At 42.2% G+C, this 14,658-nt stretch carries 15 protein-coding genes and 2 pseudogenes; 12 read left to right on the top strand and 5 right to left on the bottom strand.

The window, feature by feature from the left end; genetic code table 11:
- Positions 1-63: 63 nt before the first annotated feature.
- Positions 64-1,127: pseudogene (locus tag JCM14467_RS10865) on the top strand (glucose-1-phosphate thymidylyltransferase).
- A gap of 1 nt (position 1,128) precedes the next feature.
- Here the strand turns inward: JCM14467_RS10865 and rfbB are convergent.
- Positions 1,129-2,103: a dTDP-glucose 4,6-dehydratase gene (gene rfbB, locus JCM14467_RS10860; RefSeq protein WP_054850145.1), complete on the bottom strand. Its 975-nt coding sequence runs from the start codon at positions 2,101-2,103 to the stop codon at positions 1,129-1,131.
- A 155-nt stretch (positions 2,104-2,258) separates the two neighbouring features.
- On the opposite strand from rfbB, the gene JCM14467_RS10855 reads away from it, so the two are divergent.
- From JCM14467_RS10855 to JCM14467_RS20120, 6 genes are all read left to right on the top strand, one after another.
- The gene (locus JCM14467_RS10855; protein WP_054850144.1) at positions 2,259-2,882 is read left to right on the top strand and encodes a hypothetical protein; all 624 of its coding nucleotides are present in this window, start codon (positions 2,259-2,261) and stop codon (positions 2,880-2,882) included.
- A gap of 112 nt (positions 2,883-2,994) precedes the next feature.
- The gene (locus tag JCM14467_RS10850) at positions 2,995-3,552 is read left to right on the top strand and encodes a PaREP1 family protein (protein WP_054850143.1); all 558 of its coding nucleotides are present in this window, start codon (positions 2,995-2,997) and stop codon (positions 3,550-3,552) included.
- An 88-nt stretch (positions 3,553-3,640) separates the two neighbouring features.
- A complete protein-coding gene (locus tag JCM14467_RS10845; RefSeq protein ID WP_054850142.1) occupies positions 3,641-4,195 on the top strand; it encodes a PaREP1 family protein in 555 nt (184 codons plus the stop codon).
- Between the two features lie 64 nt (positions 4,196-4,259).
- Positions 4,260-4,712, top strand: a complete 453-nt coding sequence (locus JCM14467_RS10840; RefSeq protein WP_054850141.1) for a glycosyltransferase family 4 protein — start codon at positions 4,260-4,262, stop codon at positions 4,710-4,712.
- Positions 4,713-5,159: 447 nt separating this feature from the next.
- Positions 5,160-6,314 carry a DUF2079 domain-containing protein gene (locus tag JCM14467_RS20125; RefSeq protein ID WP_342765530.1) on the top strand — a complete coding sequence of 385 codons (1,155 nt, stop codon included), beginning with the start codon at positions 5,160-5,162 and terminating at the stop codon, positions 6,312-6,314.
- Complete coding sequence (locus JCM14467_RS20120) at positions 6,223-7,065, top strand: DUF2079 domain-containing protein (protein WP_342765529.1); 843 nt, start codon at positions 6,223-6,225, stop codon at positions 7,063-7,065. The genes JCM14467_RS20125 and JCM14467_RS20120 overlap by 92 nt, the downstream gene beginning before the upstream one ends.
- Positions 7,066-7,172: 107 nt before the next feature.
- Here JCM14467_RS20120 and JCM14467_RS10825 read toward each other — a convergent pair whose 3' ends face one another.
- Positions 7,173-8,084 carry a glycosyltransferase family 2 protein gene (locus tag JCM14467_RS10825; RefSeq protein ID WP_252901417.1) on the bottom strand — a complete coding sequence of 304 codons (912 nt, stop codon included), beginning with the start codon at positions 8,082-8,084 and terminating at the stop codon, positions 7,173-7,175.
- Between the two features lie 234 nt (positions 8,085-8,318).
- Between JCM14467_RS10825 and JCM14467_RS19530 the strand changes: the two genes are divergently transcribed.
- Together JCM14467_RS19530 and JCM14467_RS10820 are read left to right on the top strand one after the other, a co-directional pair.
- Positions 8,319-8,444 (top strand): hypothetical protein, encoded by a 126-nt coding sequence (locus JCM14467_RS19530; protein WP_256359251.1) that lies wholly within the window; start codon positions 8,319-8,321, stop codon positions 8,442-8,444.
- A 108-nt stretch (positions 8,445-8,552) separates the two neighbouring features.
- Positions 8,553-9,020, top strand: coding sequence for a polysaccharide pyruvyl transferase family protein (locus JCM14467_RS10820; protein WP_054850137.1), 468 nt, complete (start codon positions 8,553-8,555; stop codon positions 9,018-9,020).
- 323 nt (positions 9,021-9,343) lie between these two features.
- Here the strand turns inward: JCM14467_RS10820 and JCM14467_RS10815 are convergent, their stop codons facing one another.
- Positions 9,344-9,595: a glycosyltransferase family 2 protein gene (locus JCM14467_RS10815; RefSeq protein ID WP_054850136.1), complete on the bottom strand. Its 252-nt coding sequence runs from the start codon at positions 9,593-9,595 to the stop codon at positions 9,344-9,346.
- Between the two features lie 176 nt (positions 9,596-9,771).
- On the opposite strand from JCM14467_RS10815, the gene JCM14467_RS10810 reads away from it, so the two are divergent.
- From JCM14467_RS10810 to JCM14467_RS10800, 3 genes are all read left to right on the top strand, one after another.
- A complete protein-coding gene (locus JCM14467_RS10810) occupies positions 9,772-10,533 on the top strand; it encodes a glycosyltransferase (protein ID WP_054850135.1) in 762 nt (253 codons plus the stop codon).
- 93 nt (positions 10,534-10,626) lie between these two features.
- Positions 10,627-11,418 carry an FkbM family methyltransferase gene (locus JCM14467_RS10805; RefSeq protein ID WP_252901416.1) on the top strand — a complete coding sequence of 264 codons (792 nt, stop codon included), beginning with the start codon at positions 10,627-10,629 and terminating at the stop codon, positions 11,416-11,418.
- 438 nt (positions 11,419-11,856) lie between these two features.
- The gene (locus JCM14467_RS10800; protein ID WP_054850133.1) at positions 11,857-13,008 is read left to right on the top strand and encodes a glycosyltransferase family 4 protein; all 1,152 of its coding nucleotides are present in this window, start codon (positions 11,857-11,859) and stop codon (positions 13,006-13,008) included.
- A gap of 489 nt (positions 13,009-13,497) precedes the next feature.
- On the opposite strand, the gene JCM14467_RS10795 is transcribed toward JCM14467_RS10800, so the two are convergent.
- Together JCM14467_RS10795 and JCM14467_RS18070 are read right to left on the bottom strand one after the other, a co-directional pair.
- The gene (locus JCM14467_RS10795; protein ID WP_054850132.1) at positions 13,498-14,502 is read right to left on the bottom strand and encodes an ATP-binding protein; all 1,005 of its coding nucleotides are present in this window, start codon (positions 14,500-14,502) and stop codon (positions 13,498-13,500) included.
- Positions 14,499-14,658, bottom strand: a pseudogene (locus JCM14467_RS18070) (ATP-binding protein); the annotation flags it as partial. The gene JCM14467_RS10795 and the pseudogene JCM14467_RS18070, both read right to left, overlap by 4 nt.

Below are 14,658 nucleotides of genomic sequence, written 5' to 3'. Positions count from 1 at the left end.
ATGGATAATCAACAACATTACCTAACCCCATGAAATACTTTAAAACCATTTTCCAATAAGATCATGATGAACATAAACGGCATTATACTCGTGGCAGGCGAAGGCACCAGGCTCAGGCCATTAACATACACACTGCCCAAGCCCCTAATACCAATAATGGGAAACCCCCTGGTCACAAGAATAATAGAGGGACTAATGAGCAACGGCATTAACAACATCTACGTGGTCGTCGGACACCTAGGCTTCCTATTCAGGCAGTTGCTCGGTGATGGCTCAAGCTTGGCGTGAGCATTAGGTATTCAGAGCAGAGGGAGAGACTTGGCATTGCGCATGCGATACACAGGGCGATTGAGGATGGCGCAGACGGAGAATTAATAGTCCACCTAGGCGATAACTACTTCGGCGAGGGCTTGGGCAGGTTTATTCGCGAGTTCAGGGAGGGCGATTACGACGTTTACGTTGTCCTAACAAGACATAAAGACCCAACCAGATTCGGCAACGCCATAATCCAGGACGGCAGGATAGTGAAACTAATCGAGAAGCCCAGGGAACCACCACCCAACAGCCTCGTCATGACCGGCATATACATGTTCAGGGACTCGAAAGATGTGGAGAGGGCCTTTAGTACGATTAAGCCGTCGGCGAGGGGTGAGTACGAGATAACCGACTTGATCCAGTGGTTCATAGACAACGGCAAGAAGGTGGGCTACTCAGTGACCAATAGTTGGTGGAAGGACATGGGAACACCCCAGGACATACTCGACCTACTCTACCTAATGCTCGACGAAGTCAAGCCAAGAATCGAGGGTGAGGTCAGGGGCGAGGTAAATGGGAGGGTCGTGATAGAGCGCGGGGCTGTTGTCGAGGGCAGGGTACACGGGCCAGCCTACATTGGTAGGGGCTCGGTGATTGGTAAGGACACAGTGATCGAGCACTACGTGGATATTGAGTCAGGCGTGGTAATAAATGGCGGTATAAGCAGGTCACTCGTACTGAGCGAGGCATCGCTGGACCTTGGTAGGGCTAGGCTCGTTGACAGCATAATTGGGCCTAAGTCCGTGGTCAAGCTCTCAAGCGGGGTAGTAAGGCTTGTGATTGGTGAGGGAAATACAATAGAAAGCGCCTAGGTCATTGCCAAGGCGTATCCTTAACGAAGTATTCATCACTTATGAGCGGTCTCCACCACCACTCATTCTCCAGGTACCACTTAATAGTCATCCTCAACCCATCCTCCCAATTAACCATCGGTCTCCAACCAAGCGACAAAATCCTATCACCCCTCATTAAATACCTCCTATCCTGACCCGGCCTATCACCTACGAAGCGTATTAGGCTCTTGGGCTTATTTAAGAGCTCCAGCACCTTCTCAACAACCTCCAACACACTCCTCTCATTAAAGCCAGGTATGTTATAGATCTCACCGGGCCTACCCCTCTCAGCGACAAGCCATATGGCCCTGCACGTATCCTCCACGTAAAGCCAATCCCTCCTTTGAGAACCATCACCATGAACAATAACCGGCAGGTTATTGACAGCCCTAATTATCGTCTTAGGTATTAACTTCTCCGGGTGTTGCCTTGGCCCGTAGTTATTCGACGGCCTAACTATGGAGGCTTTTATACCGTAAGTCCTCCAGTAAGCCATTATCAGCATATCACCAGAAGCCTTAGTGGCTGAGTACGGATTACTCGGGCGAAGCGGGGCATCCTCACTAGCAGGCTCCTTACCTTCTAAATCACCATAAACCTCGTCAGTGGATACGTGTATGAGTCGTAGATCAAACCTCCTGGTAACCTCAAGGAGCGTGAAGATACCATAAACATTAGTCCTGATGAAGGGTTCAGGATCCCTAATACTCCTATCAACGTGAGTCTCAGCGGCAAAGTTAACCACAACATCAGGCTGGAAATCCCTAACAACACTAATCAACCCATCCCTATCAACTATATCGCCCCTAACAATCCTCACAGTACTCGGCAAATTCTCAAGACGACCAGCATAGGTGAACGCATCATACACAAGAACCTCATGACCCAAACCAAGCAAATACCAAACAAAATTACTCCCAATAAAACCAGCACCACCAGAAACCAAAATCCTCATTAAATCAACAAGCCATAATGCCTACCTTTTAAGGGTTTTCAATCATGAATACGAATAATCATGGAATATCACCACGCGCATCAGGTAAAGAGACTACAATGGCGGTGGCGTTAGGTATAAATCCTCCCAGAATCACCTCTAACCTGGTGTAGGCATTGGTTGATATTGTATCAATAATCACCACCGTGATTAGCGTGGTCGCTTCAGTGGCTAGCCTAGCCTATTGGCTAGGTAGAAGGTTCGCAGAGATCGAATTCAGGTTTACGGAGTTGGAGAATAGATTTAATTCTATCGAGGACAGACTTAGTAAGCTAGAGGAAAGGGTTAGTGAGCTTGAAAACAGAATTAGTAGGCTCGAGAATAGGCTCGGCAAGTTGGAGGAGAGAGTTGACGGTATTGAGGGTAGGCTCGCAAGGCTTGAGAATGCCTTTGTTCAATTCTCAGACGTCCTAATAGCCACGTTTGAGAGTAAGAACATGCTGACGCAGACCGAGGCTATGACGCTTAGGGGCTTGGTTAGGGCCTTAATGCCCATTCCAAGGACGAAGTACTACACGTGGAAGGTCTACGAGAGACTTAAGCAGCTCCTCGACAAGGACCCAAACGACTACACGATGGCCGATATCGAGGAGTTATTCCAAATAGCGGACCTAATCGAGAAGGAGGGCATGGAAACAAACAGGAAGGAACTCCTGGAATACGCATGGAAACTAAGGTACTACGCAATGGTAGCCAGGGCCGTATTCATATACCCAAAGCTAAGGCAACAACAAAAGTGATGGCGTTAACCCCTAAACCACGAAGATGCACCTAACCAAGTGCTCAGGTAGGTCCCCCTGCTCAGTAACGATACAATAAGTATTTTTAAGGGAAATAACACACATTAAAACTGTGGGTACAGAAATAATTGAAAAACCATTGCCCAAGCCAACGAGTGAGGATTACGTGAACGCCAAGCTTCTTGAGACTTTGGTCGAGGCGCAATTGGCCATTGAGTTCCTGGATAGGGGCCTGGTTAGGAATGCCGCGGGTAAGGCGTTTCAAGCATGGCGTGCATTGCTTACCGCCCTGCTTAGGCTTGAGTTTGATAAGTTACTGCAGGTCGTGAGGAGTGAGGAGGAGAGGAAGTGGCTCATGAGCAAGGCAGTACCAAGGGTGCCAATCACGAGGATGGTCAGGCTCTCACAAATGCTTGAGGAAATTGGGTACTCAGGAATCTCCCCCGCAACAGATACGGCGCTCAATCTCCATGACTACCAACGCAACGGCCCAGACCCAGACATGGCAGTGAGCAAATATAGGGATAGGGAGGAGGCAGCAGTAGACATTAAATTACTGATTAATGAGTTAGTCAGGAGGATCGAGGAGTTAAAACCAAAGATTAAATGGGGTGATGAACTCGAGAATGCACTAAAAGTGCTGAGGGAGGAGTTGCACAAGACTGGATAACCCTATCCAATGGATGGGCATACCATAATTGGGTGGCTGTGTTGCCGCGTGACATTATGTATTTAAGGAATAAATCAAATGCTATACCGTGGATGCGGAGGTCCTTGAGAGGCCCCTGCCTAAGCCTACTACGGAGGATTACATTGGCGCTAGGTTGCTTGAGTCCTTAGTCGAGGCATACCTCACAGTTAAATTCTTAAGGAATGGCCTTGTCCGTAACGCCGCCGGTAAGGCCTTCCAGGCATGGAGAGCCCTGCTCGCCGCATTACTTAGGCTTGAGCTTGATAGGTTAGTTCAATTAGCTAAAACGGATGAAGAGAGGAGATGGCTCGCAGATAGAGCCGTGCCCAGAATCCCGACGAGCAAGATGAAGGCACTATCCAAAATGCTTAACGACATCGGATACTCAGGGATATACTTCGCCACAAGCACAGCCCTAGAACTACATGACTACCAATATAACGGCCCTGACCCTGACTTGGCCGTGAGTAAGTACAGGAATAGGGAGGAAGCGGCAATAGCCGTGACAGAACTACTAAAGGAATTAGCAAGGAAGGTTGAGGAACTAAAACCAAGAATTAGGTGGAACGACGAACTCGAGAACACCCTCAAGGCTTTAAAGACCGAGTTAGGCATGCAATGAACCACAAAATGGGCAGCTGAACAGCCCAACACTTATTAACCGAAGCAAACCAGGGAAACCAGTAATGAGGGTCTGCATACTCGAGGAATTCACCAGACTCGGTGGCGGGCAGGTCTACGCCATGCAAATGGCCGAGGCACTCACGGAGCTCGGTCACTCCGTTGAGTTCGTGGTCGTCGGAAACGTGAAAGTTAAGCCGAAGTACCCAATGAGACGCATCAACGTGGGCTTCAAGGCATCCTACGACCCACACTCACTACTCACAAACTACATAAACCACGTGAGACTCAGGAAGTCAATCGGCAAATACGTGGAGGACTGCGACCTAATCATAAACAACCACCCAAACTACATACCATACAACAAAGGCCCAGTGATAATGCACGGACTATCCTTCATAGACTTCATAATCGACGAGCACGGCAACGTGAAAAACCAAACCCTATTCTGGTATTGTCGAGGCTGTACAGGATGTATGATGGCTCGTTCATGGTCTACAACTCGAGGTACACAATGAACCTAGCAGGAAGCTACTACCAAAAATGGGCATAACACCAAAGACCGAGCACATACTAAGCCCACACTACACAACGCAATAAATACCTGGAAAATCAATCGACGGAGAAAAATACTTAAAAAGCAAGAAAGACATAGACCAAAAGTCAAGAAAAACTAAAAGAACGAATAATTAATGAATATAGTACGTGGTCATAATGCTTAAAATCATCATATAAATTGAATGCAAAGAATGGGCGTTATTAATCCCATTATTAAGGAATTAAACTCGCAATGGGCAATTCGGATCTCAGTGCTATTAATGATTCAATACTATATACTATGGATTTTAAGCTATATTAACATTCTCACAAGCTCTATTTATTACTCGGTAATGTACGTATCATCAATACTGTACTTATCAGGATTACTCATTATCCTACTAAGGGCATTAATAAAAATTATAACGATGACAAAGAACGATCATTTTCTGCTAACTACAATGATAATAACTGCCATATTCATAGTATTGTCAGCAACATTGTCTTACATTAAACATTTAACGTACAATTCCACAGCATGGGATCTAGGAATCTTCATGCAAGCCCTATACACCACAGCCTATTACCATAAACCCCTATATTATACTGTTGAACTTTACATAAATCCTAGCGGTAGCTTCTTAGGCACCCACTTCTCACCAATTTTATTTACCTTAGTACCAATTTATTACTTGAGCCCGCACGCCTTAACACTACTAGCGATACAGGCAGTACTAGTATATGGAGCGACAATACCTCTTTACTTCATTACAATAAATTTAACAAAAGATAGATTTGTATCGTTCATGGTAGCATTAATATATTTATTGGCACCAGGACTAAGTGGCTTAATATATTTCGATTTTCACGTAGAGGCTTTCATACCATTAATATATTTTCTACTCATATACTATTTTATACAGAAAAGATATACACAATCGCTTATATTTTTAGCATTATTTTTAATGATAATTGAATTCACACAAATAATAGCCTTAGCATTATTGATACCTATAATATACAGCATTATTAAGAATAAGGAGATAACGATAAAATACAAGGTATCATATACCATACTTTACATTTTAGTGATTTTAATTTTCTTGACGATAACACCAAAAATAACCGGTATATTTAACCCAGCAAAGTCAAGCGTTACTTATATTCCATCAGCAATCGCCGGCTATAAAGGTCCTATTATGGGCTTACTCGGTTATATTAGGAAACATGTTTATGCTGTGATTAACTTTTTAGCAGTAAATTATAAAATAAAGGTCAGTTACTTCATGGTAAACTTATTACCATTATTTGCATCGGTACTCGAGCCCATATGGTCACTCCCTGCTCTACCATACATTATTTTCTCATCACTATCAAATTATTCGGCTTATTACGAGATACCCTATCAATATGCAACGTATTTTGTGCCGCAAATATTCATAGCATACATCATGGGCATTACAAAGATTAAGCATAAAAAAACGTATTGTAGTGGCATCATTCATAATAAGCATATCGTATTTTGCATTATTCAATTTATTAAGTCCATTCGTAAATTCAAATCTATGGACCTTTATCTTTAGTATTCACTCAAGAGCTATAAATTACCTAAACATTATCAGAAACTTAATACCCAATAACGTAAGTATATTGACAATAAATAACTTATTCCCTCACTACGCTAACGATATCAACGCCTATGTAATACCATATTACGCTCCATATAGTGCATTTACGGAGAAATTAAACGTTACATACATACTAATAACGGCAAACGGAGATATATGGGGCTCGCAACAAGGCATGATTAAGGCCCTAACCCAGAACTATGGACTATTAGTTGACATAGATGGCATTTACCTATTTATGAAGAACTATACAGGTCCACCCATACTAAAGGTCCCCATAAACATGACATTACCAGCAACATCATTCTACTTAATATCAGGCTCTCCTGTACGTATTGAGGACATGCATGGAGAAATAGTCTATTACTGGCCACCTAATGCTAGCGGCCCCGTCTTCTGGTTTGGTCCGTATTTAATACTTATGCCAGGTTCATATAAGGCTACGGTGTATCTAATGATCACTAGGCCATGTAATGGAACGTTATTAACGCTTGATGTAGCAAACAACTATGGAACACAGATACTTACTACTAAAACGGTAAGTTGCAGCATGTTCCCTAAACCCAATGAATGGATAGGTGTTCCATTACAATTCAATTTAACGACACCGGCGCTTTCCATTGAAATACGTGGCCTAAACCCAACAGGAATATCAGGGGTATACTTTAAATGCGTAGTACTTAACCAAATAACTACAACGAAGTAAATTTAGCTTAGTTGCTTGTTGCGTTAATTTAAGGCGTTGCTAGTTAAATATGGCTATTTTTAAAGGCTGCTAATTATTAAACCATCAAGATTAAAATGGTTCACCATCTATATTATTATATTTACTTCTTTGTTTAATTCAATTAGTTTATTCCTTACTTCCCTTGGTTCGTAATTGTTCTCAATAGCCTCTATCGCGAGCCTTAATCCTGACTCATATGCCCTTATCACTATTGTTTTTCTAAATCTTGAATATATTTTTATAAGTTCATGGTACCTCTTTAACTTGTTGAGGTTGATTTTGACTCCGTATTGAGTAATCATGTATGGTAATAGCATAGTCTCAACGTCGATCATAAATCGTGATTTAAGATTCTTGGATCTTGAGATAGATTCACGATCAATGTGCACAACATCACCACCCTTAAACCATGCCGTGTGGAACTTATGATTATTAAGGTAATGAAGTAGTAATAGCTGTTCATTGTGAAGGCCACGTATTGTTGCACCCGGTAATTTAAAGTCATCGATAAATCTCGATTTAAAACTCATATTAACACCACGAGCAACATTATAGTACATTGTTGCATTACTCTTCGCAATCGCCTTAATGAGACCACTATTATATGCCAATAATCCTGAGTCATTTATAAAAATTACATAGTTTCTGAGTTCTGGTAGGAGCGGTTTGTAATAACCAATTATATGCATAGTAATATGTAAAATAATATGTAAATGACGTTCATCTATGAATACGTTGTTTATCATTCCTCGAAATATTCCTATTTTTTCATGTTGTTTGTGCATGTTTGTGTGTTCTTGGATCCATGACGTTGTTGGTATTGCGTCGTCGTCTGTGGTTAGTGTTATGTCGTAGTCCCTGGATGCCTCGAATATCATGTTCATAGCCTCCTCGAAGAAGCCCTCATTTTGGATCTTAACCTCAATGTCGAGCTTGTCTCTGAATTCATCAACAACATCGAGAGTCCTATCACCAGGACTCGGCTTATAAACAATCATCACACGAAAATCCCTAAACGACTGGTTAGCCAAGGCTCAAGAGTCTGCCTAATAGTATATCCAAACCTCGAATTATTAAACGTAGGAACACCAACGAGAACCCTCATACGTTAAATGCATTGGTAAGAGGGTTACTTTTTAAGTTAAATGTCCATGACTTAAGTAATGACTATTATTTAGTTTTTAACTGGCTTGTTAAGCGTGATAAAGTAGCTCCAGCCGTACATTATGTTAGTGACAAGGAATGAAACCCCAACGCGGCATGAGTTGGTAAAGGTATTCAAGGACTTAACCGGTGAGGAAATAATCCTAAACATAAGTCCCAACCTCGTCGGTGAGCTGTTGGTCGAGACACCGTAGGAGACACTGAGGAGCTTCGCACTAAAGAGATTCGACGTAATATACCTACAAGGATGGCTAATTTACAGAGGTAGGGCTTAGTTTCCGCATCATACCTAATGTAGAGCTGTGAGGTTTGGCTTGGTTGTTGGTGATGTTCTTGGTGTTAATTTGAGGACTCTTGATGGTGTGACTAATGGGTTTGTTGTTGATTTTATGGCTGGTTTGATACGTAGGTACATGGTTGAGGGCGGGCTCTCCAAGGTCGTCTTCATCCCCTTCGGTTTTGGTAGCTTCGCCGATAAATTCTTCGATGACGACATCATAATCGCCTGGTTACTCAAGTCCCGCGTCCCTGAGTTGAGGATTATCACTGAGGAATTGAGCCCATTGCAGGTTCTCTGCCTATTTAATTACTTTGATCGTGTCATTGCCATGAGGCATCACGCAATCATCTTCGCAATTAAGGCGAGGAAGCCCTTGACGGCTATTGTTTATGATACGAAGTTCATGGTGCTTTTGAGGTCTTTGGTTAGGCGTGGTTTGGTTGGTAATGTGGGTGCCTATGTGGTGAGTAGGGGGTGTCGAAAGTGTTAAGATTACGTAATACGCCATTAAGATTAAGGTAAGTTTAGGTTTGCTTAATGGTTAGCCATTCCTGTAGTTCAAAAACATTGCTACTAACCAAACACCTTAAAGTAACAGCGAGACAGTGGCCGTAAATAAATTAATGCATTATTTTTAGATGGAAAAACAATAGACCATATTCGCTTAGTAATGAATAACAATTACTTACCAAGACTTACAACGATTCCGAATTGTTCCCTGTATAATAGTTTCGTGGATCAAACAGAATTTTTAATGTTTTATTAGTTATTGTAATGTGAGGGCTACATAATTGGCGTCTAGGTCTTTGGCTCTCAGTCAGTGTTCATTCCTCCTGCGTAGCCTAGGTTCCTATCATTCCTGATTACCTTGACTCTAACGCCCCTCCCATGCTCCTCGACGTATTTCTTAATCACCTCGAAACTACCATCACTCGACGCATTATCAACAACAATCAACTCATAATCGACAAAGTCGAGGTTCAAGAACGACTCAAGGCTTTTTAAGGCAATGTTGATGAACTTCATGCTGTTGTAGTTCAACCAAACAACCGAAGCCCTAACCATACAATGCAGCAACGCCTTAATAAAAATAAGTTTTACTAACGTTAATACAAATTATTGATTTTTCATAAAAAATTTCGTGTTATCCATGATCCATTAATATAATTATTAAACGAAACCGTGATTTCTTAATAAGGACAATTTTAAAATTGTGACTTCTTATCAATGCATTTTGGACTATGCCTAGTGTTGTTGCTGTGGTTGTTACTCATGATCCGGACTTGGTTAGGTTTGGGCTTGTCCTTGATTCACTTGTTGGTGAGGTTGATGGTGTTGTCATTGTTGATAATGCATCGCGGAACATTAATGAGATCATGAAGTTGTGCGGTCAAGTCCCTAACTGTAGTGTTATTAGGCTTCTATTCAATAGCGGAGTAGCCTATGCACTAATGAAGGGTGTTCACTATGCAGTCGAGAAGCATAACCCAGACTGGCTCCTACTCCTAGACGACGACACAATCATAATGAGAAATGCCGTAAGAACTACACTAAAAATCCTCGAGAAAATACCGAAAGAAATTAGGGATAAGGTGGGCATAATAAGGTTAGGATCAGTGAGGGGTGATTGTAGGGTTTATGATGCACGCACTATTGCATTTTCAGGTAGTTTAATTAGACATGATATTGCATTAAGAACATGCTGTAGGTCCGACTTCTTCCTTGACCAAGCAGATTTCGATCTATACTTCAGGGTTAAGAAAATGGGTTTTCTAACGCTTGAATTAAACTGTAAGTTGATTGATCATAAAATAGGAAATGAAATTTACATACCGCTGCTAAGAAGGACTGTAAGCTATGAGCCACCATGGAGGTATTACTATATTGCTAGAAACTCAACGATATTATTTAAAGAAAGAAAGATACACTCACATATTTACTTAGGCCAATTACTGTATTGGGGTCTAATTGTTCTATTCCACGATGGTTTTAGGAACTCCTAAAGTCATTAGGGTTGGGTATTCTACATGCATTATTAAATCAGGAAGGATATGTCGACAGAAAATATTTTTAATTAATTAAGTCTAACTAAGCCAATGTCTCTTCGTGCAGTATTATCTACGAGGCGTTTGTTTGGGAATTGGTTTGGTGCTGCTGTTAGGTATTTGCTTATTAAGCATGGTTTGGCCAGTGGTCTTGTCATGGTTAGGTGTGGTGGCTTGGTGCATGGGCTTAGTCCTGACCTCTACTCATTCATAGTTAATAGTTATTATGATGGGAATATTAATGATGTTCATTGTCTTGATTCACGCATTAACCTTAGGTACAGGGATATTCCTTTAGCGGTTATTCCTCCCAGTTTTATAGAGTTTTCATATTCGAATAAAAGCATCAGGCTTACTAGCCCGATTTCGTTCATTTACGATATTCTTTTTGAGAATTTCCTTGGTGGTGCTTATGATGATGTTGATGTTAGTGGCCGTGTGGTTGTTGATGTTGGTGCTGGGATTGGGGACACGGCGGTACTGTTCGCTTTAAGGGGTGCTGAGAGGGTTATTGCCCTCGAACCATACCCATCACTCTACGAGAAGGCGTTAATGAATGTAAGAATCAACGGGCTTGAGGACAAAGTCGTATTACTAAATGCGGCGGTATCAGACACTGATGGATTCACATATGCACCAACCCAAGAGATCCGTGATTACGTCCTCTTCAGACCAATGACCCACAAGTCCAGCGAGTCAGTTAGGATTAGAACCATTACACTAAGGACGCTCGTTAAGGAATATGGAGTATCAAACGGTATCCTCAAGATGGATTGTGAGGGTTGTGAGTATGAGGTGATTAACTCAGCAGAGCCTGAGACCCTGAGGGCCTTTGGCAAATAATCATTGAATACCACAAGGGGTCAGAACCAATAGTGACAAGGCTCAAGAACCTAGGCTACAGCATAGCCATGAAACCCATAAAAAGCTCCAACGTATCAATGAATATTCAAGCTACATAATAGCCAATTTCAATAAGTAGAAAATGAAAACTTATACTTACATCCTAAAGGTATAGAGTATAGTGGGTACCTTAGGAATTACACGGCGGATCAACTGATTAAACCATTGAGGCATTGGGCTTCAAGTGCAGGGCTTATGCGCATAATGAAATCGCAGTGAAGGTTGGGCTTAAAAGACATGGGACAATAATGTGTGCATTAGGTGAAACTAATATGCGAAATTAACTATCAAAAACTTTAGTTTCGAAGAATGATCATACTAAGGTTAAGATGGTAAAAAATAATAAAGGGCCTTAAATAAAGCCTAAGATAAAAGACCATGAGAAGTAATGAAGCAATAGCAGCCTACATAACGGGCTATGATTTAAATATGTATCCAAGACCGTTATTTATTAAGCGTGCATTAGGAAGTTTACTGAAGATTTATAATTCGAGAGCAATCATTGATCATTTACTGAATAAAATCAGAGCTAGTGCTATCAATAGTAAAAACATGATTTATGCGTTACCGAGGATTCATGATTGTCCGCAAATAAATGGGGTGGATTCATTAACGGCCTTACTAATAGAATCCCTATATATGCCATTCTTTAGAAAAATAAGTGAAAGGACCGTAATAATACTGAATACGATGGGTGCGCTCGCAGCCATAAGGGCTGGTAAGAGGGTAATCATTGACTTAATGGACCTATGGAGTTGTAGTCCACAGGGACTACGTATGAATGCGTTGGATTACTACGTATTAAGAAAAGCAGAGCAAGTATGGGCATGGTCAAAGGCAATCGCCATACTGCTCAAAAGGATCGGGATTAACAACGTGAGGTACGTACCCTTCGGCATTGATTTAAATCAATTCGACCCTATGAAGGTGCCAACTACTATATTCTTCGAGAGATATAAGGATGTCGAGGGGAAAATACTCATTGGTTATAGTGGTGGCATGTGGTATGTAAATGGTGAGGAGAGGATAGGCGTGGAGAAGATAGTACGTGCATTTAAATTAGTAGAAAGAGAGGTTAAGGGCGATGCAGTTCTTGTTCTTCAAACATCGAGGTCAATAATACCGATAGTTAGGAGGTACGGTATTAAGAACTACGTGTATGTTAACCAGACAAGGTTCAACGACCCACTTAGACTATCATTGCTACATGCATTGGACATTAAGGTATTGACTGCTACTAAATTTCCATCTGTTTATCTTGCCGAGAGGTCAACGATGTTTCAGTACATGGCTAGTGGGGGGGCAATAATAGCGGAGAGAACGCCAGGGGCACTGGGCGTGCTTAGGCATATGTATAATGCGTATATGGTGAACTTGGATGATATAAATGCAATGGCACAGGCAATGCTTGAATTAATAAATGATAAGGAGTTAAGGAACAAGCTGGATATTAACGCGAGGATGGACATCGAGACAACGTACAATTGGCGTGTAATATCCCACAATATAAAGAATTACCTAGAACTTTAAGCGTTCCTCCTCAGAACGTAATAATGTAGTATCTCCCCTACCAGCTAAGCCAAATTGATAAGGCTATGCAAAACACGAAGCCCTTATGCTAAGAGAGTTAATGCCGATAAACAAATAATTTTTACCCTGAAATAGAAGGGTAATATCCTATGAAATAAATCTCTACATATGCTACTAACTAATATATAAACCCTTACCATGAGACTTTGTCTTCAACTCCGAGAAGTATTAGCAATCATAAGCCGTGAATAATATGGAGATATTAAATCAATCGCAAAGGATGCCGTGAAGCAATTTATTGATTTAGCTAACTTATTAGACTATTTTATGAGGATATTAGTAGATAAAGACATAATTTCAGGTATATGCCTCAACCTGACCGGTGAGCCCTAATAGAAGTTCAAAGATACTGATACTATTAAGATTTGCTTTAGGAGGGTTCAATGCCATGTATTTGCAGGGTTGGTTGATTAGGAGGAGTGATTTGTGTTAGTTTTCTTCCTTCAGTGCTCTTTTTATGGCTTCCCTGTGGATTGGTGTTTGCCATGCGACGTGTTTTCCTATTCCGAGTTCTGGGTCTTGTTCTGGCGGTGGTTGGTCGACCCAAAACCTTTGGTCCCTCTCAGGTAGGAAGTATATTATGAGGTTCTTCTCAATGAGTTCATTGGTCAATTCCTCCGGTGCGTTGTACCATAGGTAGTCTGGGTCCTCAATAGCCTCCCTGAGGTGGTTCGACCACTTCCTGGTGAAGTTCGGCGTTATCATCTTTTCCCTAACGAGATCATTAATGACTTTATCAACCATCCACCCACTCTCGTAGAGCCTCTCGAGCATCCTCGGGTTCCCACCAGTCAGCCTCCAAATCTCTTCGAAGTCTGGCTTGAGCTCTGGTAATTGCTCGTAGAGTTGCCTGAACCCCTCCTTGCTCATGTTCCATATTGGCGCTGTGTCTGACCATGAGTGTCTGCCGATCTCGCCTAGGCTGACTCCCTCGCTTGTGGCTGCGATGGCTATTATTTTGTCGTAACTGGCGGGTGGGTGTTCGAGTATTCCGAGTAGTCCCTTCACGTATATTGCGGCTTTATCAATGCCGATTACTTGGAATGCGTCATCGACGATAATCGCGAGCTTACGTGTCCCGGCTTCAATTAGTGACCTGGCTATGTCTATGATGGACCAAATCACCCTGCCCCAGGTGGTCTGTGAGGTGGCTTCGCGTATTAGGTTCATTAGTTTGTTTCTTAGGTCCTCAATCCCTAGTTCTACCGTGAATGCTGACTCGATTGGATTCACGTAGATTACGTCGAAGCCTAATTCCCTGAGTAGTTCGGCTCCCTGCCTTAGCCATGCTGATTTGCCGCATCCCTCTGGCCCATAGATCACGTGTGGAAGTGCCATGCCCCTGCTCGCCCAGTACTCGATCCACTTGATGGCTTGCTCCCTATCAACGAAGTTAACCTCCAGGTTCGCGAACCTCAGTTTGACCCTGTTCATTGCATCACCGATTCTAGGGCTTTTCTTACGGCTTCCCTGTGTATTGGCGTTTGCCATGCTACCCTTAGGCCAATGCCCAGTTCGGAATCTCTCTCCGGCGGTGGTGTGTCGATCCAGAATTCCTGGTCCCTCACTGGTATTGCGTCCACGACAACG

It is taken from the genome of Vulcanisaeta sp. JCM 14467 (assembly GCF_001316245.1).
Lineage (GTDB): Archaea > Thermoproteota > Thermoprotei > Thermoproteales > Thermocladiaceae > Vulcanisaeta.
This window is presented reverse-complemented; position numbering and strand designations above follow the sequence as displayed.

Bases quoted from the DNA above. Each gene is read 5' to 3' on its own strand.
- rfbB (WP_054850145.1), bottom strand. From the start codon at position 2,103: ATGAGGATTTTGGTTTCTGGTGGTGCTGGTTTTATTGGGAGTAATTTT.
- JCM14467_RS10840 (WP_054850141.1), top strand. From the start codon at position 4,260: ATGAGGGTCTGCATACTCGAGGAATTCACCAGACTCGGTGGCGGGCAG.
- JCM14467_RS20125 (WP_342765530.1), top strand. From the start codon at position 5,160: ATGACAAAGAACGATCATTTTCTGCTAACTACAATGATAATAACTGCC.
- JCM14467_RS10825 (WP_252901417.1), bottom strand. From the start codon at position 8,084: ATGATTGTTTATAAGCCGAGTCCTGGTGATAGGACTCTCGATGTTGTT.
- JCM14467_RS10815 (WP_054850136.1), bottom strand. From the start codon at position 9,595: ATGGTTAGGGCTTCGGTTGTTTGGTTGAACTACAACAGCATGAAGTTC.
- JCM14467_RS10810 (WP_054850135.1), top strand. From the start codon at position 9,772: ATGCCTAGTGTTGTTGCTGTGGTTGTTACTCATGATCCGGACTTGGTT.
- JCM14467_RS10805 (WP_252901416.1), top strand. From the start codon at position 10,627: ATGTCTCTTCGTGCAGTATTATCTACGAGGCGTTTGTTTGGGAATTGG.
- JCM14467_RS10800 (WP_054850133.1), top strand. From the start codon at position 11,857: ATGAGAAGTAATGAAGCAATAGCAGCCTACATAACGGGCTATGATTTA.
- JCM14467_RS10795 (WP_054850132.1), bottom strand. From the start codon at position 14,502: ATGAACAGGGTCAAACTGAGGTTCGCGAACCTGGAGGTTAACTTCGTT.